26 protein-coding genes are annotated in these 25,656 nt (G+C 45.3%); 19 read left to right on the forward strand and 7 right to left on the reverse strand.

The features are described from left to right. The first annotated feature begins 19 nt into the window (after positions 1-19). The 6 genes from holA to hemL all read left to right on the forward strand — a co-directional run bounded on the left by holA (position 20) and on the right by hemL (position 5,970). On the forward strand, positions 20-1,081 hold the full coding sequence (gene holA, locus FD971_RS01215; RefSeq protein WP_215334292.1) for a DNA polymerase III subunit delta: 1,062 nt from the start codon (positions 20-22) through the stop codon (positions 1,079-1,081). A gap of 62 nt (positions 1,082-1,143) precedes the next feature. Then, positions 1,144-2,430: a glutamate-5-semialdehyde dehydrogenase gene (locus tag FD971_RS01220; protein WP_215334293.1), complete on the forward strand. Its 1,287-nt coding sequence runs from the start codon at positions 1,144-1,146 to the stop codon at positions 2,428-2,430. A gap of 33 nt (positions 2,431-2,463) precedes the next feature. After that, positions 2,464-2,889, forward strand: a complete 426-nt coding sequence (locus FD971_RS01225) for a CopD family protein (protein ID WP_215334294.1) — start codon at positions 2,464-2,466, stop codon at positions 2,887-2,889. A 73-nt stretch (positions 2,890-2,962) separates the two neighbouring features. Beyond that, complete coding sequence (locus FD971_RS01230) at positions 2,963-4,429, forward strand: class I SAM-dependent RNA methyltransferase (protein ID WP_215334295.1); 1,467 nt, start codon at positions 2,963-2,965, stop codon at positions 4,427-4,429. 23 nt (positions 4,430-4,452) lie between these two features. After that, positions 4,453-4,623 (forward strand): rubredoxin, encoded by a 171-nt coding sequence (locus tag FD971_RS01235; protein WP_011902084.1) that lies wholly within the window; start codon positions 4,453-4,455, stop codon positions 4,621-4,623. A 54-nt stretch (positions 4,624-4,677) separates the two neighbouring features. Then, a complete protein-coding gene (hemL, locus tag FD971_RS01240) occupies positions 4,678-5,970 on the forward strand; it encodes a glutamate-1-semialdehyde 2,1-aminomutase (protein WP_215334296.1) in 1,293 nt (430 codons plus the stop codon). Positions 5,971-5,986: 16 nt separating this feature from the next. Here hemL and FD971_RS01245 read toward each other — a convergent pair whose 3' ends face one another. Both FD971_RS01245 and FD971_RS01250 read right to left on the reverse strand, forming a co-directional pair. Continuing rightward, positions 5,987-6,826 carry a symmetrical bis(5'-nucleosyl)-tetraphosphatase gene (locus FD971_RS01245; protein ID WP_215334297.1) on the reverse strand — a complete coding sequence of 280 codons (840 nt, stop codon included), beginning with the start codon at positions 6,824-6,826 and terminating at the stop codon, positions 5,987-5,989. A gap of 36 nt (positions 6,827-6,862) precedes the next feature. Next, positions 6,863-8,353: a deoxyribodipyrimidine photo-lyase gene (locus FD971_RS01250; protein ID WP_215334298.1), complete on the reverse strand. Its 1,491-nt coding sequence runs from the start codon at positions 8,351-8,353 to the stop codon at positions 6,863-6,865. A gap of 152 nt (positions 8,354-8,505) precedes the next feature. On the opposite strand from FD971_RS01250, the gene FD971_RS01255 reads away from it, so the two are divergent. The 4 genes from FD971_RS01255 to FD971_RS01270 are packed head-to-tail and all read left to right on the forward strand — an operon-like array spanning position 8,506 to position 10,981. Beyond that, positions 8,506-9,090: a YqgE/AlgH family protein gene (locus FD971_RS01255; RefSeq protein ID WP_215335096.1), complete on the forward strand. Its 585-nt coding sequence runs from the start codon at positions 8,506-8,508 to the stop codon at positions 9,088-9,090. Further along, on the forward strand, positions 9,083-9,508 hold the full coding sequence (gene ruvX / locus FD971_RS01260; RefSeq protein WP_215334299.1) for a Holliday junction resolvase RuvX: 426 nt from the start codon (positions 9,083-9,085) through the stop codon (positions 9,506-9,508). The genes FD971_RS01255 and ruvX overlap by 8 nt, the downstream gene beginning before the upstream one ends. A gap of 1 nt (position 9,509) precedes the next feature. After that, on the forward strand, positions 9,510-10,016 hold the full coding sequence (pyrR, locus tag FD971_RS01265; protein WP_215334300.1) for a bifunctional pyr operon transcriptional regulator/uracil phosphoribosyltransferase PyrR: 507 nt from the start codon (positions 9,510-9,512) through the stop codon (positions 10,014-10,016). Next, the gene (locus FD971_RS01270) at positions 10,013-10,981 is read left to right on the forward strand and encodes an aspartate carbamoyltransferase catalytic subunit (RefSeq protein ID WP_215334301.1); all 969 of its coding nucleotides are present in this window, start codon (positions 10,013-10,015) and stop codon (positions 10,979-10,981) included. Before pyrR ends, FD971_RS01270 begins: the two co-directional genes overlap by 4 nt. A 27-nt stretch (positions 10,982-11,008) precedes the next feature. On the opposite strand, the gene FD971_RS01275 is transcribed toward FD971_RS01270, so the two are convergent. Beyond that, positions 11,009-12,073 (reverse strand): glycosyltransferase, encoded by a 1,065-nt coding sequence (locus FD971_RS01275; protein ID WP_215334302.1) that lies wholly within the window; start codon positions 12,071-12,073, stop codon positions 11,009-11,011. A gap of 100 nt (positions 12,074-12,173) precedes the next feature. Here FD971_RS01275 and FD971_RS01280 point away from each other — a divergent pair, with 100 nt between their 5' ends. Beyond that, positions 12,174-12,788, forward strand: coding sequence for a methyltransferase domain-containing protein (locus FD971_RS01280; protein ID WP_215334303.1), 615 nt, complete (start codon positions 12,174-12,176; stop codon positions 12,786-12,788). After that, a complete protein-coding gene (locus tag FD971_RS01285) occupies positions 12,785-13,786 on the forward strand; it encodes a hypothetical protein (RefSeq protein WP_215334304.1) in 1,002 nt (333 codons plus the stop codon). The genes FD971_RS01280 and FD971_RS01285 overlap by 4 nt, the downstream gene beginning before the upstream one ends. Positions 13,787-13,798: 12 nt before the next feature. Here the strand turns inward: FD971_RS01285 and FD971_RS01290 are convergent, their stop codons facing one another. Both FD971_RS01290 and galE read right to left on the reverse strand, forming a co-directional pair. Further along, positions 13,799-14,773: a hypothetical protein gene (locus tag FD971_RS01290; protein WP_215334305.1), complete on the reverse strand. Its 975-nt coding sequence runs from the start codon at positions 14,771-14,773 to the stop codon at positions 13,799-13,801. A 31-nt stretch (positions 14,774-14,804) separates the two neighbouring features. Then, entirely contained in the window at positions 14,805-15,818 is a 1,014-nt protein-coding gene (gene galE / locus FD971_RS01295; RefSeq protein WP_215334306.1) for a UDP-glucose 4-epimerase GalE, read from the reverse strand. Between the two features lie 155 nt (positions 15,819-15,973). Between galE and FD971_RS01300 the strand changes: the two genes are divergently transcribed. Both FD971_RS01300 and FD971_RS01305 read left to right on the forward strand, forming a co-directional pair. Continuing rightward, on the forward strand, positions 15,974-17,275 hold the full coding sequence (locus tag FD971_RS01300; RefSeq protein ID WP_215334307.1) for an O-antigen ligase: 1,302 nt from the start codon (positions 15,974-15,976) through the stop codon (positions 17,273-17,275). 14 nt (positions 17,276-17,289) lie between these two features. Beyond that, positions 17,290-18,393, forward strand: coding sequence for a glycosyltransferase family 4 protein (locus FD971_RS01305; protein ID WP_215334308.1), 1,104 nt, complete (start codon positions 17,290-17,292; stop codon positions 18,391-18,393). Here the strand turns inward: FD971_RS01305 and FD971_RS01310 are convergent, their stop codons facing one another. Continuing rightward, on the reverse strand, positions 18,394-19,218 hold the full coding sequence (locus FD971_RS01310; RefSeq protein WP_215334309.1) for a glycosyltransferase family 2 protein: 825 nt from the start codon (positions 19,216-19,218) through the stop codon (positions 18,394-18,396). Positions 19,219-19,325: 107 nt separating this feature from the next. Between FD971_RS01310 and rfbB the strand changes: the two genes are divergently transcribed. From rfbB to waaC, 5 genes are read left to right on the forward strand one after another with little or no spacing between them, the layout of a single operon-like run. Then, positions 19,326-20,384: a dTDP-glucose 4,6-dehydratase gene (gene rfbB, locus FD971_RS01315; RefSeq protein WP_215334310.1), complete on the forward strand. Its 1,059-nt coding sequence runs from the start codon at positions 19,326-19,328 to the stop codon at positions 20,382-20,384. Positions 20,385-20,400: 16 nt separating this feature from the next. Further along, a complete protein-coding gene (gene rfbD / locus FD971_RS01320; RefSeq protein ID WP_215334311.1) occupies positions 20,401-21,363 on the forward strand; it encodes a dTDP-4-dehydrorhamnose reductase in 963 nt (320 codons plus the stop codon). A 25-nt stretch (positions 21,364-21,388) separates the two neighbouring features. Continuing rightward, positions 21,389-22,312: a glucose-1-phosphate thymidylyltransferase RfbA gene (gene rfbA, locus FD971_RS01325; RefSeq protein ID WP_215335098.1), complete on the forward strand. Its 924-nt coding sequence runs from the start codon at positions 21,389-21,391 to the stop codon at positions 22,310-22,312. Then, on the forward strand, positions 22,309-22,875 hold the full coding sequence (gene rfbC / locus FD971_RS01330; RefSeq protein ID WP_215334312.1) for a dTDP-4-dehydrorhamnose 3,5-epimerase: 567 nt from the start codon (positions 22,309-22,311) through the stop codon (positions 22,873-22,875). Before rfbA ends, rfbC begins: the two co-directional genes overlap by 4 nt. Positions 22,876-22,916: 41 nt before the next feature. After that, positions 22,917-23,939 carry a lipopolysaccharide heptosyltransferase I gene (gene waaC, locus FD971_RS01335; protein ID WP_215334313.1) on the forward strand — a complete coding sequence of 341 codons (1,023 nt, stop codon included), beginning with the start codon at positions 22,917-22,919 and terminating at the stop codon, positions 23,937-23,939. Between the two features lie 28 nt (positions 23,940-23,967). On the opposite strand, the gene FD971_RS01340 is transcribed toward waaC, so the two are convergent. Further along, positions 23,968-25,581, reverse strand: coding sequence for a TolC family protein (locus FD971_RS01340; protein WP_215334314.1), 1,614 nt, complete (start codon positions 25,579-25,581; stop codon positions 23,968-23,970). Positions 25,582-25,656: the final 75 nt, after the last annotated feature.

The following is a 25,656-nucleotide window of genomic DNA, read 5'->3' on the forward strand; positions in this document are numbered from 1 at the left end:
AGAATGACGATCGAATCGCATGGTTAAGAGCGATGCCCTACAGACTCACTTGAAGTCGCTTAATTCAGCCGCTTCATTAAAGCCCCTGTACATATTTAGTGGTGATGAGCCTCTCCTCATGATGGAGGCGATGGATCAATTACGTGCCACTGCGAAAAAAATGGGTTACACCGATCGTGAAGTCTTATTGCAAGAGCGTGGGTTTGATTGGAGCGCTTTGTTAAGTGCCGGTCAAACCATGTCTTTGTTTGGAGATAAGCGCTGGGTAGAGTTACGTATACCAACAGGTAAGCCTGGTCGTGATGGTGCTGATGCGCTCAAACAGTTCGCTGCCCAAATTGATTCTCAGATGGTGGGGCCAGGCGGACCGGACACCATTTTTTGCATCATCCTGCCCAAATTGGATGGAAAGACCAAAACCTCTGCCTGGTTTAGCGCTTTAGATGAAGCGGGCATGGCGATTCAATTAGATTCCTTGGATCGCACGCAATTGCCGCAATGGATTGCGGGACGACTTAAGAAGCAGGGGCAAGAGGTGCAGTCAGGTCCAGATGGGCAGCGCGCCTTAGCTTTTATTGCTGAGCAAGTGGAGGGTAACCTTATCGCTGCTCATCAAGAGATTCAGAAGTTGGGTTTGTTGCATCCTGCTGGCGTACTGACGGAAGAGCAAATTCGGTCAGCTATTTTGAAGGTGGCTCGCTATAACGTCTTTGAATTAACGGAAGCAATGTTGGCTGGTGATCTGCCTCGCCTCAATCGCATGCTAGATGGCCTCAAAGGTGAGGGCGAGCCTTTGGTCTTGATTCTATGGAGCGTAACGGAAGAGCTTCGGATACTATCGAAACTGAAGGCAGCGAGTGATGCAGGAGAGTCGGTTCAGAATTTAATGCGTGCCAATCGCATCTGGGGCAATAAAGAGCGTTTATATCCTATGGCCCTAAAACGGGTGCAACCTTTGAAGTTGCGCAGAGCGATGCAGGTGGCTGCAGGCTTAGATCGGCAGGCCAAGGGTTTGCATGCGGCTGAATTGCCAGCAGATCCTTGGGATGGCTTGCGTTTGGTGGGTAATTTATTGCGCTAGATGAATCTAGGGTGAAGATTGAAACTTAGATAAAACAATATTAATTTAGACACAATATAGATATGAGTAATTCAACAAATACTATTCGGCACATGATGCAAGATATTGGCCGACGTGCTCGTCAGACTTCACGCGCAATGGCGCGGGCATCTAGCGAACAGAAAAATCAGGCCTTATTGCATATCGCGAAGTTGGTTCGAGCGCGCTCTGAAGAAATTCAGCGTGTGAATGCGCTTGATGTTGCTCGTGCAAAAACTAATGGTCAAGATGCGGCGTTTATTGATCGTCTCACCATGACACCAAAGACGATTGAATCTATGGCCTTGGGTTTGGAGCAAATTGTTTCCCTGGAAGATCCGATTGGGAAAATTACAGCCTTGCAAAAACAGGCATCTGGTATTGAACTCGGTCAAATGCGTGTCCCACTCGGTGTGATTGGCATTATCTATGAGTCTCGTCCTAATGTGACCATTGATGCAGCCGCGCTTTGCTTGAAGTCAGGTAATGCGGTAATTTTGCGTGGTGGCTCAGAGGCAATTGATTCGAATGCCTTATTGGCACAGTTGATTCAAGAAGGTTTGGACGCTGCTAGTTTGCCAATGGATGCGGTGCAGGTTGTGACAACAACAGATCGTGCCGCTGTTGGTGAGATGATCACCATGACTGAATATATTGATGTGATCGTACCTCGTGGCGGCAAGAGTTTGATTGCCCGCTTGATGGCAGAAGCACGCGTGCCGATGATTAAGCATTTGGACGGCATCTGCCATACCTATATTGATGCTGACGCAGATATCGCAATGGCGATTAAGGTTTGCGACAACGCCAAGACCCAACGCTATGCCCCTTGCAATGCGATGGAAACACTCTTAGTTAATAAAACCATCGCCCCGCAAGTGTTGCCAGCTCTATGCAAAATCTACCAAGACAAGGGTGTGGAGTTGCGTGTTGATGCTCTTACACGTAATACTTTAGAGGCTGCAGGATTCAAAAATCTAGTCAATGCAGTTGAAGAAGACTGGCAAACAGAATATTTGGCACCAATCTTATCGATTAAGACTGTTGCCGATATGGATGAGGCAATGGGTCATATCGAGCAATACGGCAGCAAACATACCGATGCCATCATTACTGGTAATCAAGCGCAAGCTAATCGCTTCTTGCGTGAGGTCGATAGTGCCAGCGTGATGGTCAATGCCAGCACCCGTTTTGCAGATGGCTTTGAATACGGTCTAGGCGCAGAGATTGGTATTTCCAATGACAAATTACATGCCCGTGGCCCTGTAGGCTTAGATGGCCTGACTTCTCTCAAATACATCGTCATGGGTCATGGCGAGATACGTACTTAATCTAGCCTCAAAACAGAACGGAAATTATTCATCATGGGCAATGCATATTTATGGACCAAGACCTTTCATATTATCTTGATTGCCTCTTGGTTCGCAGGCCTGTTTTATCTGCCACGTATTTTTGTCAATTTGGCGGATGAGAAAAATCCTGATGTGTATGCGCGGCTTCTCGGTATGGCTGATCGACTCTTTCGTTTTATGACAATTTTGGCGGTACCGGCAGTATTGTTGGGGCTGACACTTTGGTTGTATTTCAAGATTGGCGCTGGCGAGGTTTGGATGCATGCCAAGATGTTCTTTGTCATCCTAGTCATTGGGTATCACCATGCATGCTGGAGTTTGCTGAAGAAGTTTCGCAATGGCCTTAATCCCCGTTCGGGAGTTTGGTTCCGTTGGTTTAACGAGGTGCCAGTGATTCTTTTATTGGTTGTGACAGCCTTGGTGGTCATTAAGCCTTAAGGCTGATCCTCGACCAATTGTTTAATTCTTCTTACTATTTTTTTACCTCCCCCTTTTTTAGATTGCTAGCCTCATGAGATTTTTTGTTGTTTGTCCAGGTGGATTGGAAGTGCCTCTTGCACAAGAGCTAGCAAGTATTGCGCAACGCCCCGACTGTAAGGCCTTGGGCGCTTGGGTGATTGATCCGACGCCTACTAGTCCAACTGGTGGAGTAGGACTAGCGGCACCAATTTCTGCTGCGATGGCTTTGAACTTGCATTCACGCATTGCAAGTCGAGTCTTGCTGCAGATGGCGGAATCGCCATATCGCCAGGAAGAAGATTTATATAAGCTGGGTAGTGGCTTGGCTTGGGAAGAGTGGTTTTCTTCTAAGCAAACTTTGCGGGTGGACGTGACGGCACATCGCTCTCCACTCAAGAGCTTGAATTTCGCGACCCTGAAGATTAAGGATGCGATTGTGGATCGCTTGCGTGATGTAACCGGTGACCGCCCTAGTATTGATACTGCGTTTCCGGATGTACGAGTGCAAGCGCATCTGACTGCAACGCATGCCACGATTTATTTGGATACTTCTGGTGAGGCCTTATTTAAACGCGGCTGGCGTGATGAAAAAGGTGATGCACCCTTAAAAGAAAATCTCGCAGCTGGAATTCTGTCAATTACTGGCTGGAAACCTTCGCAAACCTTATTTGATCCGATGTGCGGTAGTGGAACCTTTTTGATTGAAGCTGCACAGATGGCTTTGGCCATTCCTCCAGGAGCCATTCGGGCGGGAATGTATGGCGACGATGCAAAGCCAAGTCGCTTGGCTTACCGTCCATTGGTCACTTCAGCTCATGGATTTGGATTTCAGCGACTCAAGCCGTTTAACGAGGCTGCAGAGCAAAAGCGCTGGGGCTCTCTGAAAGACGCTGCACACGCTGAAATGATGGAAAAGCGCAAACAGTTCCCAGATTCAGAGTCTTTGGGAATTAGTGGCGGTGATATTAATGAGCGCCTAGTGGCGATGTTTAAAGGTAATTGGCAGCGTGCTCAATTGCCTGGCCTGCCGGTGACGCGCCAGATTGATGCTTTGGCTAGTAAGCCCCCTGCAAATGCTCAAGATGGCGTGATGCTCTTGAACCCCCCATATGGTGAGCGCTTAGTAATTAAGGGTGGCCGAGGTCAGGATCGCACTGCAGGCGGCGATATGGAGCAAGACTCCTACGAGCAGGCTGAAGAGCCAGAGGACCGCTATGCGTTTAATTTGGAAACGGGCCGTCAGAGCGCTAAACGCTCTAGCCGTGAATCTCTCAAAAAGTTGCAAGCTCAAGAAGATCAGGATCCAAAATTTGTCGAGTTCTTAAGGCAATTTGGTCAGCACCTCAAGGATGCTTTTGGTGGTTGGAATGTCTTTGTGCTCACGTCAGATATGGCCTTACCAGGGCAGTTGCGCATCAAGGAGTCTAAGCGCACCCCTTTATTTAATGGTCCGCTGGAATGTAGGTTATTTAAGTTTGAGATGCATCAAAAACGCGATGCTGTAGCAGATTTAAAATAAAAATATAGATAAGGAAGACGGCAATGGAATTTAAAACATATATGTGTTTAATTTGCGGTTGGGTTTATGACGAGGCTGCTGGTCTACCCGAAGAGGGTATTGCGCCAGGAACGCTTTGGAAAGACGTGCCCATGAACTGGACTTGTCCTGAGTGCGGTGCACGCAAAGAAGATTTTGAAATGATGGCGATCTAATCGCTCTAAATCAACTAATTACTAAAAATACTTTAGCGAAAGCAGGGCAGCATCTTGGGACAAAACGACATTTTATTTGAGCGTGCGCAAAAGACTATTCCGGGTGGGGTGAACTCGCCAGTACGCGCTTTTCGTCAGGTGGGTGGTACACCTCGTTTTGTTGCTAAGGCTAAAGGCCCTTATTTTTGGGATGTTGAAGGCACGCGCTATATTGATTTGATTATGTCTTGGGGCCCGATGATTGCGGGCCATGCGAATCCAGAAGTGGTTGATGCAGTAAAGCGGGCAGCAGAAACTAGCTTTAGCTACGGAGCTCCTACCGAAGGCGAAATTGAGTTAGCGGAACGTATTTGTCAGTTGGTTCCTAGTATTGAGCAAGTTCGTATGGTCTCGAGTGGAACCGAAGCTACCATGAGCGCTTTACGTCTTGCACGTGGCTACACGGGACGTGATCTCATTATTAAATTTGAGGGTTGTTACCACGGCCATGCTGATAGTCTTTTAGTGAAGGCCGGATCTGGTCTTTTGACTTTCGCAGATTCAACTCAAAATGCACCTTCATCTGGTGGTGTGCCACATGATCTAGTAAAGCATACTTTGGTATTGCCATACAACGATGTGGCAGCGCTGAAAGAAGTGTTTGATAAGCAGGGAGATCAGATTGCGGCAGTCATTATTGAGCCGATTGCCGGCAACATGAATCTGATTAAGCCCTCAAAAGAATTTTTATCGACACTACGTCAGCTAACTAGCCAACATGGCAGCGTATTAATTTACGATGAAGTGATGACGGGCTTTAGGGTTGCTTTAGGTGGTGCTCAATCATTGCAGGGCATCGTTCCTGACCTTACCTGTCTTGGCAAGGTCATGGGCGGCGGTATGCCGATGGCTGCCTTTGGCGGTAAAAAAGAAATTATGTCTAAGTTAGCTCCGCTGGGTAACGTTTATCAGGCGGGTACCTTATCAGGCAATCCGGTAGCCGTAGCTGCAGGCTTAAAGACTTTGGAGATTATTTCTAGAGAAGGTTTCTATGAGTGTCTGACAGGTCAAACTGAAAAATTGATGGCTGGCTTAAAGTTAGCTGCGGATGAAGCAGGTGTGCCATTTGCTGTTGATAGTGTTGGTGGCATGTTCGGCTTTTACTTTGCCAATGAAGTCCCAACTTCTTTTGAAGCAGTGACGAAAACCGATATCGAAGCGTTTAAGAAATTCTTCCACTTGATGCTCGATCAAGGGGTGTACTTAGCACCTTCTGCTTATGAAGCTGGATTTACTTCTATTGAGCACGACAACGCCGTGGTTGATGAGATTATTGCTGCAGCGAAAATTGCATTTAAAAAGCTATAAGAGGAACTAGTAAGGCTTACATTCTGAGTGGATGGTCGTAACCATCTACTTGGATAATTTCTAGCCCTTTACTGGGTTTGCCTGATTCTGGAATTTCCATAGCAGTCAGCTTGCCACCCCACACACAACCCGTATCTAGCCCAATGACATTCTCATGTCGGAGTAGACCTAGGGTTGACCAGTGCCCAAAATAAATTAGAGACTCCTGCGTTTTTCTCTTAGGAGCTTTGAACCAAGGGGTGTAGCCCTTTGGCCCATCTTCAAAACCTTCTTTGCTTTCAAACTCCATGGTGCCCGCTGGAGTGCAAAAACGAATACGAGTTAGCGCATTGGTAATGACGCGTAAACGCTCATAGCCCTTAAGGGAGCCGCTCCATTTATTGGGAGTGTTGCCATACATATTTGCTAAAAAATCTTTATAGGATTTTTTGCGAAGCGCTTTTTCTACCTCTTGCGCGCACTCAATCGTTTGTTGCAGATCCCATTGAGGCACGACGCCTGCATGAACGGTCAATACCTTGCCATCACTTAATGCCATGGGTCGCTGGCGCAACCAATGAATTAATTCGGCTCTATCGGGCGCATCTAGGATGGGTTGCACAGTATCGAGCCCCTTGGTTTTGCGAATGCCTGCATCTACTGCGAGTAAATGGAGGTCATGATTTCCAAGAATGCACTCGATGCGCTTCTCTTCTTCTAATTGCTTTAAGTAGCGTAGGGTGCCGAGGGAGTCAGGGCCTCGATTAACTAGGTCACCCAAAAAAATCATCTTAGACTGAGTCGGGAGTTTTTTGACGAGTGCCTTTAGTGAAGGCGCACATCCTTGAATATCACCGACGGCGTAGATTTTGCTCATACCCTATCTTAAAGCGGAACGAACTAAGGCCCGCAATTAAGTTGCGGAATCCTCAGAAGTCACTTTTTTAACTACGCTGTAGCGCACTAAGGTTTTTTTGCGCGCTTCGTCGTGATTAACAACTGGTAGCGGATAGTCACGCCCCAAAAGAATGCCAGCCGCTTCCAACTCAATATGACCAGCTTCCCAAGGCGCATGAATCGATTTCTTGGAGAGCTTGTCTAATTGAGGCAAGTAGCGGCGGATAAATTTTCCCTCAGGATCAAACTTTTGCGACTGGGTGATAGGGTTAAAGATGCGGAAGTAGGGTTGCGCATCGCATCCTGAAGATGATGCCCATTGCCAGCCGCCATTATTGGATGAAAGTTCGAAGTCGTTAAGATGCTTTGCAAAATACATTTCACCCCAGCGCCAATCGATTCCTAGGTCTTTGGTGAGGAAGCTGGCAACTACCATACGTAGGCGATTATGCATATAGCCACTTTGGTTGAGCTGACACATAGCCGCATCGACTAAGGGGTAACCTGTTTTTCCATCACACCAGGCTTTAAATAATTTCTTAGCAGTGGCACCACTTTCCCATTCGATATTGTCATAGTCTGGTTTGAAGGCTGCACCCTCAGCGAGGCGTGGATGATTAGCCAGGATCATGAAATAAAAATCACGCCAGATCAGTTCGCTTAACCAGATCGTTGCGCCCATGCTGCCTGCCAGCATCCGGCGGTGTGCTTCACGAACTAAGCCCCGAATGGATAGCATGCCAAAACGTAAGTGGGTGGAGAGATAGCTCACACCTTTGATCGCGGGGAAGTCTCTGCCAATTTGGTATTGATCAATGCGGTGGAGGAAGTCTTCCAAGAAACTCTGCCCGCCCTCAGATCCTGGTGGGAGATAAGTTTCAATACCAGTCGAGCTAAAGCCCATAGACTCTAGGGATGGAAAGGGCGCCTCTAATGATTTTGGGATGGCGGCTAACTGACCTTTTTTTGCATCGCAATCATAAGCAGCAATATCCTTTTCCTGCAGCGTCTTAAGCCAATTATTTTTATAGGGCGTGAAGATGGAGAACACCGTATTGGAGTTGGTGAGAATTTCTTTTTTCTCAAAAATCACTTGATCCTTGAAGGTCTCCAATTCAATACCAAGTTTCTCTAGTGATCTCGCTACAGATGCATCGCGGGCGATAGCCGATGGTTCATAGTCATGATTGGTGTAAACGGTATTGACGCCCAAAACCTCCGCAATTTTGGGAATGCAAGTAGTGGGCTTACCAAACTGAACAATTAGTCCGCCACCTTGTTTTTGTAGTTGCTCATCGATTTGCTTGAGACCTTGCCAAATAAAGTCCACGCGCCGATCATGTTTAAGGCCGCTTGCATCTAGATCTTCCGCTTTCAGCGGATCCAGAATATCGGTATCGAAGATAAACGCTAGCCAAACTTGGCCATTATTTTTCAGGGCGTGATGAAGGGCGGCATTGTCATAGAGACGCAGGTCACGACGGAGCCAAACGAGAGCTTTTTGCATAGGCAACATCTTATGGCTTATTGACTAAAAGTGCTTGAATACGTAGGAATTTCTGTAAAATAAAACCTTATATGAACATGGCTAAAAAAGCCCCTGTGGGTCAAGCTACAACACCCGACCAGACTTCCCAAGCTTTTGCTGCTGGGTCCTCAATTGCTTATTCTGCTGATCATTTAGCAAATCAATTCCTTATTGCCATGCCTGGGATGGTCGATCCCAATTTCTCAGGTTCAGTAATCTATCTTTTTGAGCATACCGAGCGAGGTGCGATGGGTTTGGTGATTAATCGCCCGACCGAACTCGATATGGGTGCCTTATTTGAAAAAATTGAGGTCAAGCTGGAAGCTGAGCCAGTATCTGAGCAACCGGTCTATTTTGGTGGTCCAGTACAAATCGAGCGTGGTTTTGTTCTGCATGAGGCCACCACAGAGGTAGCTTACAGTTCTTCCTTGGCCGTTCCAGGTGGATTGACCATGACGACATCCAAGGACGTGCTTGAGGCGGTGGCAGCCGGCTCTGGCCCCAGTAAATTCTTAATGACCTTGGGTTATGCGGGCTGGAGTGCAGGCCAGCTTGAGGAGGAGATTACCCTCAATGGCTGGATCAATGTCCCCTTATCCCAGAAGCAAATGGTTGAGATTATTTTTAATACGCCCTCCAGCCAGCGCTATGAGCGGACTATGGGACTTTTGGGATTTGACCCCTCTCATTTATCGGGTGAGGCAGGGCATGCCTGAGGGCGCTAAGAAGAGCGTAGAGCTGACGGTCATGGCTTTTGACTTCGGGACGCGGCGCATTGGTGTTGCCGTTGGCAATACTCTGACTAAGGCTGGCCAGCCCTTGAGGGTTATTGAGGAGCCATCTGAGGATGTGCGATTTAAGGCTATTCAGGCCCTCATCAAAGAGTGGCAACCAAATCGGTTGGTGGTGGGACTGCCGTGCCATCCTGATGGTACCGAGCATGAAATGAGTGCCAAGGCTCGCCGCTTTGGTAATCAGTTGCATGGACGCTTTCAGTTGCCGGTGGAGTGGGTCGATGAGCGCTATACCTCTGTCGTTTTAGAGGGTGATCCCGATATGCGAGACAATTTGGATGCCGAGTCTGCGGCCTTGATTTTGGAGCAGTATTTCCTTGAAAAGAATTGGATTAGTTGAGATGAATGCAGAGCAGTCCTATCTAAAATTACTGGAGACTTTGAGTCAGCGCCAAAAGGCTGGCGATTCATTTGAGTTGGCTGGCCTTGCAATGGGCGGGGCCTGGATTGCGGAACGTTTAGCTGCAGATTTAAAGCTTCCCCACTTTGGTGTCATTAATGTTGCGTTTCATCGAGATGATTATGCTGAGAAGGGTATGACAGCGCTTCGCACTGCCAGCACGATGTCTACCCATCTTCCTTTTGAGGTCAATGGCGTAAACGTCATTTTGATCGATGATGTTTTACTGACTGGCCGGACGGTTCGTGCAGCACTCAATGAGTTGTTTGATTTCGGTAGACCTGCACAAGTGGAGTTGATGGTTTTAGCGGATCGTGAGAATCGTGAGTTGCCAATCTCAGCCGATTTTGTGGGCGAACAAGTAAGTGTTCCCGACAATCAAATATTAGTTTTAGAAAAAGATGATGCTGGCAAGTTCAGCTTCCAATTAGAGGAGCGCGCAGAATGAGTCAAGCGAATAGCCCAGTCAACCAATTCAATGCAGCTGGTGAGTTAACCCATTTACTGACTTTGGAGGGTTTACCAAAAGAACAGATTCTGCATATTTTGGATACCGCACAACAGTTTGTCAGCGTGACAGATCCTGCTCGAGAAGTAAAAAAAGTTCCACTCCTTCGCGGCAAGAGTGTCTTCAACCTGTTCTTTGAAAACTCTACTCGTACTCGTACTACTTTTGAGATTGCTGCTAAACGGTTATCAGCGGATGTCATTAATTTAGATATCTCCACATCTTCTACTGCAAAAGGCGAAAGTCTTTTAGACACGATTGATAACTTAGTAGCTATGCAGGCAGATATTTTTGTAGTGCGTCATAGCGTCTCCAGAGCGCCTATCGAGATCGCTCAACATATTCCTGCGCATGTCCACGTAGTCAATGCCGGCGATGGTAGCCACCAACATCCGACTCAAGGCTTGCTGGATATGTATACGATGCGCCACTTCAAGAAAGACTTTAGTGGTCTGAAGGTCGCCATTGTTGGTGACATCGTTCACAGCCGTGTCGCAAAATCAAATATCTGTGCATTGAGAACTTTGGGTTGTACAGATATTCGTGCGATTGGGCCTGAAAGTCTTTTGCCAGGTGATTTAGATATGCTGGGGGTGAAAGTTTTCCACAGCATGGAAGAGGGCCTAAAGGGTGTTGATGTAGTTATGACATTGCGCATTCAGAAGGAACGCATGGAAGCAGGACAAGTTCCAGAGGGCGATGCTTTCTTCAAGCAATATGGCCTAACGCCTAGCCGTTTGGCATTAGCTAAATCAGACGCCATAGTCATGCATCCAGGCCCAATGAATCGCGGCGTAGAAATTGATTCCGCTGTAGCAGATGGCCCTCAGTCTGTCATTCTGAATCAGGTCACCTTTGGAATTGCGGTGCGCATGGCAGTGATGTCAATTGTGGCGGGAAATTAGGGGTGGCCCATTGCCTCATTAGCGATCTCATTGAGATCCGCTATTTTGAATTTCCCTAAATTTCGCCAGAATAGTTTTTGCCATTTCATCGTAAGAGAAGCGGCCTTTAATGAACTTTCTTCCCGCGACTGCAATCCTCTCTATTTTTTGACTGTCATTCAGTAGCTCAGAGAGGGATTGCTTAAATTCATCGACGTTGTTAAAAAGAATTAAGTTCTGATTATTAATGAGCTCTGGATGAAGTTCATCATAATTGTCGGAAAAAAGAATCGAGCCGGATGCTAAGATTTCATAAGGCCTCATATTTATCCCGCTTTGAGTCTCCAGCACGTTCTCTGGTTTTGCAATGATGCTTAGGACAACTTTAGATGAGTTGTAGAGTTGATTTAATTTTTCACCATAACACTCAATCCCCTTAATTGCTTTAAGTAAATGGGGTTTTGATAGGGCTGGTGCCACCCACCTTGAGCCATAGAGACTAACTTTGTTTGTTACCTCCAGCGCGGCCAATATAAATTTTTCTCGGTGTACGCTATGTTTTCCAACAAAGGAAATGTCAATTGATTTTCTGGCTTCAGGAAGATGGCGGAATTCATTCTGGTCAACTGCATGTGGCAAATAGCTTGTATTTTTAAAGCCCAGCTCCTGCAGGATTCTTATCGCAATCTTGCTGTAAGAAAAATACCAATCAAGATTCGTAGAAAATAAAGCCAGTCGCTTGGGGTCTTGAACTGGGTCAACAAGCCAGGCAATCTTAGGGGCATTAATTTGGGTGAGTGTTGATTCTGAGTAATGAATTCCATGAATAAAAAATACATAATCAGGATTATTTTTTTTGTAGAACTTGACGAGCTCTGTATTAAGATAATTCCAATGAGTTAATGGGTGTTTAGAAAAAAGAAACTTTCCTTTTTTAAGTATTCTGAGGTTGTGCGCCCACTTATTAATAGCATGGAAAATATATTTATCTACCCAATGGTGATATTCATTTGCTAGAAAGCTAATTGTTTCAAGGCCAGCATTTTGAAACCCCTTTTCTAGCCCGGGGACAATGGCTGGCTTAGATTGATAAACAATAAGTATGCGGGTCATGAGGGACGAGGACTTGGTGGCGATGATTATGTAAGTTTACAATGCTATTAAATACTTCTTTTGCTGCTAAGAGAACCTTTTAATCACTACCAGAGGCTATATGAGGCTTGTAAAGTATTTTAAAACCCTGAAAATGATGTTTCGGTCTCTTAGTCATATTGTTGATATGGAGGAGGTTGAGGACCTGGAACTTTTTTATTCTAAATTCCGAGCCGCCTCGCCGAATAATACAAATTCCAGGACTTTAGATTTGGGCTGCGGAGGTATTCCTAGGAATCCATTTAAGGCAGGCCTTCTTTATGGGATTGATATCCGAGATAGCGCTAATCCCAACATTGCTAGATCTGATCTTGCGCAAGAGGGAATTCCCCATGGCGACGCCTCCATGGACTACATTACTGCATTTGATTTTATTGAACACGTCCCCCGGGTTGTTTATTTACCTCAAATTCGCTATTCCTTTATAGAGTTAATGAATGAGGTTTATCGCGTCCTTACTCCTGGCGGACTCTTTCTGGCTCAAACACCTGTATATCCGTTTTCTGCAAGCTTCACAGATCCAACTCATATCAATCCAATAACGAGCGAAACGTTCTCTCAATATTTTGATGATCAGCGTCAGTGGGGGAGGATGTATGGATTCAATGGCGCCTTCAAGATAGAGGACCAAGTTCGCCATTCGACTCATTTAATCAGCGTTCTGAGAAAAGTTTGAGCTTGGTGAGGGACATTGCAATCAAGCCTAGGGTGGGCTCCAATAATGTATTGGTGCTTTACCATTACTTTGAAAAAGACCAGTCATACATTGATAACTTTGCCCATTTTTTGAGATTTGGCTATGACTCAAGCCTAAATTATTTAATTATTGTTGCTGGCGAATATTCAATTGAACTACCTGCTTTAGATAATATTGAGTATCTATTTACTGAAAATAGAAATTTTGACTACGGTGGTTATTGTGCGGCGATAAAAAATTTAGACCTATGGTGGCGGTACGATTTTTATTTCTTTATTAACTCATCTGTACGCGGCCCATTTCTTTTGGGGCACTGTAATCAAAAATGGACCGAGTTAATTATTGAGAAGTTTTCGGATGATGTTGGAATTGTCGGATCTGTTATCAGCATCACTCCCCGTGAGCATTCGATTGCAAAGATGTACTGTAAAAAGTATGGGGTGCTTGATCGAAATGAGCAGTTCTTGGGTCATGTGCAAACTACCTGTTATGTATTGAGCCGCGCTGTTCTCAGTCAGCTTATTGAAGGCGGTTTTTATGAGGGGGTTGATGATCTTAATAAGGATGAAACGGTGCGGGATTATGAAATTCGCCTCTCTCAACTCATTTTGGATATGGGCTTGAATTTGCAATGTATGCTTCCAGAATATAACCAGATTGACTATCGAGAAGCCTTGGCGGATATAAATCCTAGATCAAGGGAGGGCGATAGTGGTTTTGAGGGATCTTATTTTGGAAGGAGTGCCCACCCTTATGAGACCATCTTTATCAAGACAAGTAGAAATACTTTTTCCGATGAGGATCTGCAGCGTTTTGCATTCTCAATGTCAGCTCAAAGCGCAGCCAATATCGGCTTAGTACGGCAAGGTCTGCTCAGTGCTTACATTAAAAAAATTCAATCTTGTGCATTGAATGTCGATGCAAAAACTAAGCCTTATCGGAAAAATTCACTTAAAGCCTTTTTTAAGGGGTTTTAAGTGAATTAGGGTTTACTTGCAAAAGTAATCGGCGATTTGTTGTTTGAATATTCTTGGCTCATCTTGCAGCCACTTCCTGTAAGTGCCAAAATCCGCATAGTGTTTTGGGAAGTTTTCCATCACATCCTTAGCAAGTTCATCAAAGGCTTCTACAAAGTTTGGGGTGCTACTATCAAATTTGTATTGCGATGGTATGGGCAGGTCAATTGCATTTCCAGCTGAACCTAGCTTCCCGGTAATTAGGCAACATCCATGCATTGCTGCCTCACGTGGCATGCGATCCCTACCAGGGTGGTGTCCAAAATCAATGTATAGCTTTGCGCTGTAAAGTTTTTCAGAAAGCTGGTCTCGGTTTAGGCCCTTAAGCGGAAGAAATTTCCATTGAGGATAGCGCGCAATCAGTTGTTGTGTAACTTTCCAACCCTTGGTTGGGTTATACAAAATAATATTTTGCTTATGATCAATCTTGTCTAGATATTTATCCGTGAGGAAATCTTCATTGATTGAGTCAATCAGTGGAATGGGATCAATGCCACAGGATTTTAAGTATTGAGTTGAATGTTCAGTCTGCGAAAAGTGTAGGAGACTCTTGAGGTTTTTTGCGCCGCCCCAAGGTCTGCGTCTTTGAAGAACTCTTTTGAAATAACGCACGCGGTCATGAAGTGGCCAGATATGTCGGCGCTCTAAGAAGTTTTCCAGAGATAGCCACCAAAGAGCTGCTTTTGCATGCTTCACTTTGAGTGCAAGCATTGGATCTACTTCAGGGAAGATGATCAGGTTGCCTGGTACATCCTCATAGGGGGCTGACTGAGTTTGGTAGCGCTCGTAAGGAGCTGGGGGCTTTGCAGCTTCTGAGAATGGGAGATAGCACATGTAGGCTGGTAAACCTAGGCTATTCATATGCGCCGTTAGTTGGTGCAGCGCTTCGGGGCCACCGGTAACTGCGCCAGCTGGGCAAACCACTAATATCTTTTTATAGTTATGCATCTGAAAGTATTTGAATCTCAGTAAGTGATATTTAAGACTGTGCCGAATCTATTTGCCTGTAAAAGCGCCAAGTATCCTCGCACATTCGCTCAATTCCATGTTTTGCTTCCCAGCCTAAGACTGTTTTAGCTAAGTCTGAATTTGCATAATACTCCGCCAAATCTCCAGATCTTCGCTCTACCAAATCGTATGGAATGTTCTTGCCGCTGACTTTCTCAAAGGCTGCAATCATTTCAAGAACGCTGTAGGGTTTTCCGGTACCCAGGTTTACTGTAAGGGCGCCAGGGTGATCCTCTAGATACTGCAAGGCAAGTAAATGACCTTGAGCCAGATCATCTACGTGGATATAGTCTCTGAGGCCGGTGCCATCTGGTGTTGGGTAATCACTTCCAAAGACCTTCAATTTTGGGAGGATGCCTAAGGCAATCTGGCCAATGTAGGGCATTAAGTTATTGGGGGTGCCAACTGGATTCTCCCCAATTAAGCCTGATAGATGAGCTCCCACAGGGTTGAAGTAGCGTAAGCAGGCGACTCTAAGGCTGGGGTTGGCTTTTGCACCATCCCTGAGGATTTCCTCAACCATAAGTTTTGTGCGGCCATATACATTAATGGGGGAGGTAGGCATACCCTCTTGGTATTGATTAGCCCCTGGCTCTCCATATACGGTTGCAGAAGAAGAAAATACAAAGGTGTTTACTTTGGCCTTAATCATTTCTTCTAGAAGGGTGATGCTACCAGACACATTATTGTCGTAATACTTGAGCGGCTCGCTTTGGGACTCGCCAACAGCTTTTAATCCCGCAAAATGAATGACCCCGTCAATAGGGTGACTTGCAAAGATATCGCGTAACAGGGCGCAGTCTCGAATATCGCCTTGGTAAAAAACAGGGGCCTGAGAGCTAATTTTTTGAATGTTACTAAGAGTGATTGCTTTGCTATTGCAAAGGTTATCTAGTATCACAACTTTATAGCCACCCTCTTGCAGAGCCACTACAGTATGTGAGCCTATGTATCCCGCCCCGCCAGTGACCAAAATTGTCTTCATATTTCTCTTGATATTAAAAGTAAATGGACGCTATGTTCCTAATGGTATTCTCATGAGGTGCGGCCTTGCAGAGCTGAAAATATATTAATTAGGCATTCTTTACATAAATAATAATCCCCTGCAACTGATGATTGCAGTAAATTTATAAAATACCTATGAATCACAACTTAAATCACACCTATACAAAGCTAGACTGGTTTGTCATATTGTGTTTTTTCATGTTCCCGGTGACGTTTTTAACAGTCCGACACGGCGTCCATGTTTCTTTATTTGCGCTTGTACTTTTAGCCGCATACCACTGCTGGAGCGGTAAAGCGCCTAAGATCGAGTTGCATTATCCGCTCGACACCCTGATGCTTCTGACATTTGCAGGATTATTTTTATCGGTTTTGATATCCCAGGTGTTCCGTGGCGCTATGCACTTTGCTGCATTTGATGGCCCATCCCGAATCTTGCTTGCGGGAGTAGTCTTTTTATTGCTTAAGAGTCTGAATATTTCGTACATCAAAATTTTGAGTATTGCTGTCCCAGTTGGATTGATATGTGTGTTTCTTAGTGTGCAATTAAATCCGGGGGCTTATTGGGGAGAGCGCTATGCCACCTATTTTGTTGATCCCAATACTTTAGGAGCGCAGGCTTTTATTCTTGGCCTCCTATCACTCCTGATGATTGGCTGGGATGGTAGACAGTCCAAAGCATTAATGGTTTTACAGGTGCTAGGTGGAATACTTGGCTTATATGTTTCGGTTGGCTCAGGCTCGCGCGGTGGTTGGCTCACTGCACCTTTTATTCTTTTACTTATTTTATTGTTGAGGCTTGGCGATATTTCCCACGCTAGCAAGCTCCAAAAACAAAAAATGTGGTTACAGACGCTTGCGATTTGCATTGGCATCTGTTTTGTATCTTTAATAGGATTTTATTTTTCAGAGAAGTTGTCAGCTCGAATTATCAGTGGATATTTTGAAATCCTAAATTGGTTTACTGGGGCCAATTTAGATACATCTGCGGGTGCTCGGCTGAGTATGTGGAAGTTTGGTTTTCAGTTTGCTAACGAAAGTTTGCTCTTCGGTTATGGTGAAGAAAAAAATATGATGCAGGTTTTGCAAAATAGTCCGCTCAATATTGCCGCTAATGAGACTGCCATCAACACTATGGCATTAACTGGCCCACACAGCGATATTCTGAGTAAGCTCTTATCTGTAGGCCTATTTGGATTGGGTGCCTACTTGAGTCTTTTGCTTGTGCCATTTTCTATCTTTTGGAAGCGTCGCAACGCACTTGATTTCAACGTAAAGCAAGCTGCCAGAATTGGCCTTTTTTATATCACCGGCATATTTATTGCTGGGCTATCTAATGAGCAGTTATCCCTTAAGTACTTATGTACTTTTTATGGGCTAATGATTGCTGTGCTTTTAGCCCAGGTACTCCATAAGCCTTCAGCAGGCCGCATAAATTAATGTGGCTTTGAACTATGGCTGATGCAAAAGTAATTCTTTTTTCTGACTCGTCTATCAATATTGGCGGTCAAGAGTTGCAAGCGTTGCAGCAAATGCGCTCACTCAATGCTTTGGGCTATGAAACAATTTTGCTGTGCAAGCCTAACAGCGCAATTTCTAGCCGCGCAAAGAATGACGGTTTAGCGGTTCAGGAAATTCGTTTTCGGAATGCTTTTCATATACCAAGTCTGATGCAGCTACTTAGACTGGTTAAGGAAAAAACTCCTGTAGCCATGTTTTGTCATGGCAGTCATGATGCTTTGATTTGTGCGCTAGTAGGTATGGTGCAAGTACTGCTTGGCCGTAAGCGTATTCCTGTTTTCCGAGTAAAAACTTTTCAGCACGGTTATCCGCTATCTTTTGCTTATAACTATTTGTTTTCAGGAACGATCATCCCTAGCAGCTATTTACGTTCAAAGTTTTTAGATAACTCTGCCATCAAATCTCAGAAGCTTCAGGTCGTTTATCCGGGGATTGATTTTTCAGCGCTGGATTGCTCAACTGATCCACTACCAGAGCATGTCCTGAATTGGCTAGATGCTCATCCAGGTCCGGCGATATCGCACGGTGCAATTCTGAGGGGCGAAAAAGGGCACAGCACTATTTTGAAGGCTCTTGTTGAAGTGAAGGGGCGCATTCCAAATGTGCGCTATTTAATTGCTGGAGAGGGGCAAGATAAGTCGCTACTGGAGGCCGAGATTGCAGCGCTTGGACTGACTGAGAATGTGCTGCTAACCGGAATTTTAAAAAAGATTGCACCATTACTTAGAAAGAGCGATCTCGCAGTACTACCCTCTTTGGTTGAGCCTTTGGGGATGTTTCAGATTGAAGCGCAATACTTGGAGGTGCCCACGATTGCAAGCAGGGTTGGCGGTATTCCTGAGACTATCCTGCATCAAGAGACTGGCCTCATGATTGAGCCTGGTAATGTTGAGCAGTGGGCCAATGCTATCGTTTGGATGCTATCTAATCCAGAACCCGCAAAGCAAATGGCAAAAGCGGGAAAGCGAATGGTTGTTGATAAATTTTCTCTTGATGCTAATACTCAAAGCCTAATTAGCTTATTTGAAAAAGTCTAATTAAATCCACTCAAAGGCATTATTTTTTCTGAGTCCATGTATAGACATCCCATGCCCTTTCACCTCATTTCGGCTAGCTTCTGCTTGGTGTTTTTTTGCTTGAATCTTGGCTAGCTTTCTCTGCATCAAGCTTTGATTTAGTAGTTTGTAGTTGTAGCGATTGGCCAGACCATCTTTTTCTGCGAGCCCTCTTTCTTGCTTCATTGCAGTTTGGGTAATCGAGCCGAAGTGGTGTAACCACGACGCACCAGTAATCGCAGTTTGAATATTAGACTTCTTGAGTTCATTGAAGAACAGGGTATCTTCATAACCGAGGAGTTTGGGAATTGGTTGAAAATAACCTACATCCATCCAGACCGAGTTATGAATAGCGAGGCATACCGCATGCTTGCTGCCAAAGCGGTGCACATTCTTCATTTCTGAGCTAGCTTTTAAATTAAATGCTTCAAAGTCATAATCAAGTGGCCCCTCAATTAATGCTGGACTAATGACCTTGAGATTTTTAGACTCTGCAGCATGGATGAGATTCTCAATCCACAATGGTGATACCAGAACATCATTGTTCATGATGATGCTCCATTCGCTTTGTAGTGCTAGCGCACCTTGATTCCAAGCAGTTCCACACCCTAAATTGCTGGAATTAAAGATTCTTCCGCCTAAAGGTAGGGTAGAGAGATAGTCACGTGTACCATCGGTCGAGTGGTTATCTACCACTATGAGCCTGTCTAGCGGGGTGCCATGCTTCACCATGCTGTCAATACACATTTTTGTGTACGCAACTGAGTTGTAGCAAGCAAACGTAAGACTATATTTATTCGGATTCACGATATTTAACTTTTTAGTATTTAGGTCTTATTTTATGCAGTTTTTAATCTAAAATTGATAAACTTTTTGGTATCAATTGCGGATTAACTCTAATATAACGGCGCACAATGATCTTAGTAACCGGTGGTGCAGGCTTTATTGGTGGAAACTTTGTGCTCGATTGGTTAAAAGTCCCTGGTAACGAGGGCGTCATCAATCTCGATAAGCTGACCTATGCTGGTAATTTAGCCACGCTAGAGTCCTTAAATGATGATCCGCGCCATGTCTTTGTGCATGGCGATATTGGCGATAAAGATTTGGTTGCTAGATTGCTTAAAGATCATCAACCTCGCGCGATAGTGAATTTTGCTGCTGAGAGCCATGTGGATCGATCGATCCATGGACCCGCTGAATTTGTTGCTACCAATATCGTAGGCACATTCAACCTACTTGAGTGTGCCCGTGAATATTGGAATGGTTTAGATGAGTCCGCCAAGAAAGCCTTCCGCTTTCATCATGTATCAACTGATGAGGTTTATGGCTCGCTGTCTGCCACTGACCCCGCTTTTACGGAAACCAATTCCTATGAACCGAATAGCCCTTACTCCGCATCCAAGGCAGCCTCTGATCACTTAGTGCGCGCCTGGTTTCATACCTATGGTTTCCCGGTTGTCACAACCAATTGCTCCAATAACTATGGTCCATATCATTTCCCAGAGAAGTTGATTCCTTTAGTGATTCTCAATGCACTGAATAGCAAGCCATTGCCTATTTATGGCGATGGTCAGCAAATTCGTGATTGGCTTTATGTGGGCGATCATTGCTCCGCGATTCGTGAAGTATTGGCTAAAGGTGCATTGGGCGAGACCTACAACATTGGTGGCTGGAATGAAAAAGCCAATATTGATGTTGTTAAAACTATCTGCGCAATTCTGGATGAGCTGAAGCCGCGTGCCGATGGTAAATCATATGTTGATCAAATTACCTACGTTAAAGATCGCCCTGGGCATGATCGTCGCTATGCTATTGATGCAAGTAAAATTGAGCGTGAGCTCGGCTGGCGACCTGCTGAGACTTTCGATACCGGTATTCGTAAAACAGTGCAATGGTATTTAGATAATCCAGCTTGGGTAGAGGGCGTCGTCAGTGGCTCTTATCGCGACTGGTTACAAAAGCAGTACAACTAAGACTGCTTTCATCTCTATGAATATTCTGGTGTTCGGTAAGGATGGTCAACTAGGTAAAGCGTTTCATGTTTTGCTCGATTCACTCTTGCCTGCTTTGGCAGATAAGCCAAATATCCAATACTTAGGCCGCCCTGACTGCGAGCTTGCTGATGCGACTGCATTAAGCGCTCTCTTAAATCAATTGCAGCCCAAGCTGATTATTAATGCTTCAGCATATACGGCGGTTGATAAGGCTGAGAGCGATATGGATCAAGCCTTTGCCATTAATGCAAAAGCCCCTGAAATCATGGCGCAATATGCCTCAAGCCATGGTGCCACCTTGTTGCACTACTCGACAGATTATGTCTTTGATGGTGAGAAATACGGCTATTACCTGGAAGACGATATACGTAACCCTTTAGGGGTTTATGGAAAAAGTAAGGCCGCCGGTGAAGAGGCAATTGCCAGAATCTTTGCTAGTAATGACGGTAGCGGCCAATATGCCATCTTCAGAACCAGTTGGGTATATGGAGATGGTGGCAATTTTATTCGGACTATCTTGCGACTGGCCAAGGATCGTGAAGAACTCAAGATCATTGACGATCAGTATGGCGTTCCCACTAGTGCCACCTGGTTAGCGCAAGTGAGTTTGGATTTTGTCGCAGATGGCAAGCTGAAGATCAAAGAATTTCCTTCTGGCATTTACCATGCCGTTCCTGCGGGTGAAACTACCTGGCATGGTTTGGCAACTTTGGCAGTACAAGCGGCTTTAGAGACGGGGACGTCCTTGAAAGCGGTGCCGAGTGTAATTAAGCCAATTCCTGCGGTGGAATACCCATTGCCGGCTCCTAGGCCTATGAATTCAAGGATGTCGACGGACAAACTCGGTCAAGTCTTGAGGGGCTGCGGCGATATGTCAAAATTACAGCTACTCAATCAGCCTTGGGATATTGCCGTTAAGGCGTATGTCTCCAATTTGGCTAAAGATGGTCTTATCTAGAAAGCATCCTATGGCAGTAAATCAGATGAATCGCAAAGGTATTATTTTGGCTGGTGGATCTGGTACTCGTTTGTACCCAGTTACCCAGGCTGTTTCTAAGCAGCTGATGCCCGTCTATGACAAGCCGATGGTGTACTACCCTTTAACAACCTTGATGCTTGCAGGCATTCGGGATATCTTATTAATTTCTACGCCTCATGACACGCCACGTTTTTCAGAGTTATTGGGCGATGGTTCGCAATGGGGTTTAAATATTGAGTATTGCGTGCAGCCATCCCCCGATGGTTTGGCGCAGGCATTTACTTTAGGAAAAAACTTTATTGGCAATAACCCAAGCGCTTTAGTGCTGGGGGACAATATTTTTTACGGCCATGAACTAGTTGATCAACTGGATAGTGCTCATGCCCGCAATGATGGTGCAACTGTCTTTGCTTATCACGTCAACGATCCTGAGCGTTATGGCGTGGTGGAGTTTGATAAAGATTACAAAGCGCTTTCTATTGAAGAGAAGCCACTAAAGCCCAGAAGTAGTTATGCGGTAACAGGGCTATATTTCTATGACAATCAGGTTTGCGATATCGCCGCCACGATTAAACCTAGTGCACGTGGTGAGCTAGAAATTACCGACGTCAACCGCGTATATTTAGATAAGAACGAGCTTAGCGTAGAAATCATGGGTCGTGGTTTTGCCTGGCTGGATACCGGAACGCATGATTCTTTATTAGATGCTGCCGGCTTTATCGCGACTCTACAAAAGCGCCAAGGGCTAATGGTGGCTTGCCCTGAAGAGATTGCCTATCGTCAGGGCTGGATTAGCGCTGAGACAGTACAAAAAGTGGCCGCTCAATTAAGTAAGAATAGCTATGGTCAGTATTTAAGCAAGATTTTGAATGAGCTCAATACCTCTGCTCAACCTGTTTCCTTATCTCATAAGAAGATGATTGGATGAGCGCCTCTTTGAAGTTGCAAGTCACGCCTACGGCCATCCATGATGTATTGGTGATTGAGCCCAAAGTATTTGGCGATGAGCGTGGTTGGTTTACCGAATCTTTTAATGCGCAGGATTTTGCTGCTGCAACTAGCTTGAATGTTGAGTTTGTACAAGATAACCATTCTTTTTCTCGCCAATGGACTTTGCGTGGGCTGCATTATCAATTGGAGCAAACTCAGGGTAAATTGGTTCGCGTTGTAGCGGGCAGTGTTTTTGATGTCGCTGTGGATATTCGCAAAGATTCACCAACGTATGGCAAGTGGGTCGGGTTGGAACTCAGCGCCCAAAATCATAAGCAACTCTGGATCCCTGCTGGCCTGGCACATGGCTTTCTTGTGCTATCCGAGACGGCGGAGTTTTTATATAAAACAACCGACTACTACCATCCGCAAAGCGAAGCTTGTTTGGCTTGGAATGATCAAGCCGTAGGCATCGATTGGCCATTGCCACAAGGCATTATGCCGAATATGAATGCCAAAGATTCTGCTGGCTTATCGTGGGATGCTGCTCCTAAGTTTTAATTAAATTTAGGGGTATTTTCAAAAGATAAGATAATGCTCGCATGAGCACTTCTCCCAAAATCCTGTTGGTAAAGCTCTCCTCTCTTGGGGATGTCTTGCATAACTTGCCGATTGTGTGGGATTTGCGTGAACGCTTACCGGATGCTCAAATTGATTGGGTGGTGGAAGAGGGTTATGTACACCTGCTTGAGCCCTTGCTATCTCGTGATGGTTTTCAGGGGATTGATCGCATCATTCCTTTTGGCCTGCGCCGCTGGAAGAAAAATCTCTTTAGCTTGGCAACATGGAAAGAGTTTTTTGCGTTTAGAAAAACACTTCAAACTACTGCTTATGACGTCTTGATCGAAACGCAGGGCCTGCTTAAATCTGCCATCGTATGCGCCCTAGCCAAAAAAAGTTCTAGTGCCGTGATTGCAGGTCTTGCTAATGCAACCGAGTTTTCTGGATACGAGCCTTTGGCTAGATCTTTCTATAACCAGTCAGTACAAGTTCCTACGCAGTGCCATGCTGTTGATCGTTCCCGTTGGGTGATGTGCTCAGCCTTAGATTGGTCTTTGATAGAGCGAGGTGATGCGCCGCAGTTTTATCCCTCAGAATTTATTGCAAGCATTCCAAAAAGTTCTGTCGCAGGTTTACTCTCTCCTTATGTCTTGTGCTTTCATTCGACAGCCAGAGAGGCTAAGCGTTGGTCTAATGATAATTGGATTACGCTAGGCAAAGATTTGTCTGCCAAGGGGTATCAATTGGTTTTTCCTTGGGGAAATGCCGCAGAAAAGGCGGTTAGTCAATTGCTTGCCTCTCAGATTTCCGGGGCTTTAGTGCCACCAGCTTTTTCTATTGAAGATGCCTTTTCAGTAATTGCTGGAGCGGCTTTAACGGTAGGGGTGGATACTGGTCTGACGCATTTGGCAGCAGTACTTAATAAACCTACTGTCGAAATCTATTGTGACTCACCGCTCTGGAAGACTGAAGGTTATTGGTCTGATCAAATTTGTAATGTGGGTGATATTCAAAATCCACCATGCGTTCAAGAAGTACTTGATGCATCCTTAAGGCTTCTATAGCAAGCTTAATTTTTTACTTCTTTGGTTCTTAACGCAGCAGAGTGTTGATGGAGATTAGATCTTCATCTGAGAGTGATGCCGCATGCGCCTTTAACTTAATGGCATTCAGAATGGTGTTGTAGCGTGCTTGCTGTAATTGCGAGCGAGTAGTGATGACTGTATCTAATGCGATCAACACATCAATATTAATTAAAGTTCCAACCTGAAATCCCAACTTACTGGATTCGAGTGCTGAAGTAGAAGAGCGCTCAGCAGCCTCATACGCTTTTACACTTGCCAGGCCGCCATAGAAACCGGTAAATGCGGCACGCGTGCTTTGAGCTGCAGTACGGCGTGCATTGTCATAGTTCGCTTTAGCTGCGTCTAGCAATGCGGCGTTTTGACGAATGAGTGAGCTGTTGTAACCACCAGAGACTAAGGGAATAGTCATCTGTAATGCGATGGTGTTGTTATAAATATTTGTCTGCGACGGAGTTAAGCTATTGGCCGTTCCGTTGGAGGTGTTGTAACCCGCTGTACCTACAAAATTCAGGGAAGGATAGTTCAGCGCTTGAGAGGCTTTATAAGTGCTCTCAGCTAGAGAGACTGAGAGCTGACCAGCAAGCACATTAAAGTTTGCAGACTCAGCTTGGTTGATCCAGTCTTCTAGAGTTTGCCCTTTTGGCAGCTGGGGATTAACGCTATCGGCAATCGGAATCCCATTGCCGTCTTTTGACTTAGTGCGAGGGTCTTTGAGAACGCCATCAATCTTAGCTTCTTTGATCAGCGGCTTTAGAGCGCCTACGGGGCGACCCACTAATTGCTCCAAGACACCTCTCTTAACAATCAGGTCTGCTTGAGCAGCAATTTCTTGAGAGTTCGCTAAATCTAGAGCAGCCTGTGCGGTATTGACATCAACGATGGTTGCCAGCCCAGCATCAAACTTGGCTTGAGCAATTTCAAGCTGCTGCTTAATGAGCCCCTTTTTATTGCGATAGAGCTCAACATTGTCTTGGCTAGTAAGTGCATCAAAGTAGGCTTGTGATACGCGAATGATTAAATCTTGTTGCGCTAAGTAAAAGCGCATGTCCGCAATTTTGGTATTTAAGTCACCTTGCTTGAAAGCCTCAAATGCCGCTACATTAAAAACAGGTTGGGTCAGGGTGACGGTATAGTTTTTTTGGTCATATACCCGAGACCCTGTATACGAGTTAGCCGGTTGATTGCCTGCTGTATGTTGGTAGTAGCGCGTTCCACCAGGAACGGCTGCAGCTTGTGGCAATAAGAGTGATAAACCCTGCCAATAGAGCTCTTTACTAGCTTGATAATTAAAGCGAGCCGCATTTAATACGGGATCGCTAAATGCAGCTTCTTGATATAGGCGGATTAAATCAGTTGTTTGGTTACTTCCAATTGCCCCATTCGCGCCAAGATTGGATGGTGCCGCATTACTCGGAATTGCTTGTCGAGGCAATGGCGCCATCTGTGGCGGCATATCCAAGCCCACCAAAGACTGTGCGCTCACTGGGGTTGGTAGTGAAGGCTTAGCCCCATTGGCGCTTTGGGCTAGCGCTGTCGATGAATGTATCCCGAGTCCGAATGCCTGACCCAGGATTAAACCAAAAGCGGTTAGCTGGGGGAGGCGAAAGCGTATCAATGTCATCTAATTCGGGTACTTTTCAATATGCCATGAAGTTTAAGGCTTATTTAGCGAAAGCGCTGGATTTAAGGCTTATTT

Source organism: Polynucleobacter sp. AP-Ainpum-60-G11 (assembly GCF_018688375.1).
GTDB lineage: Bacteria > Pseudomonadota > Gammaproteobacteria > Burkholderiales > Burkholderiaceae > Polynucleobacter.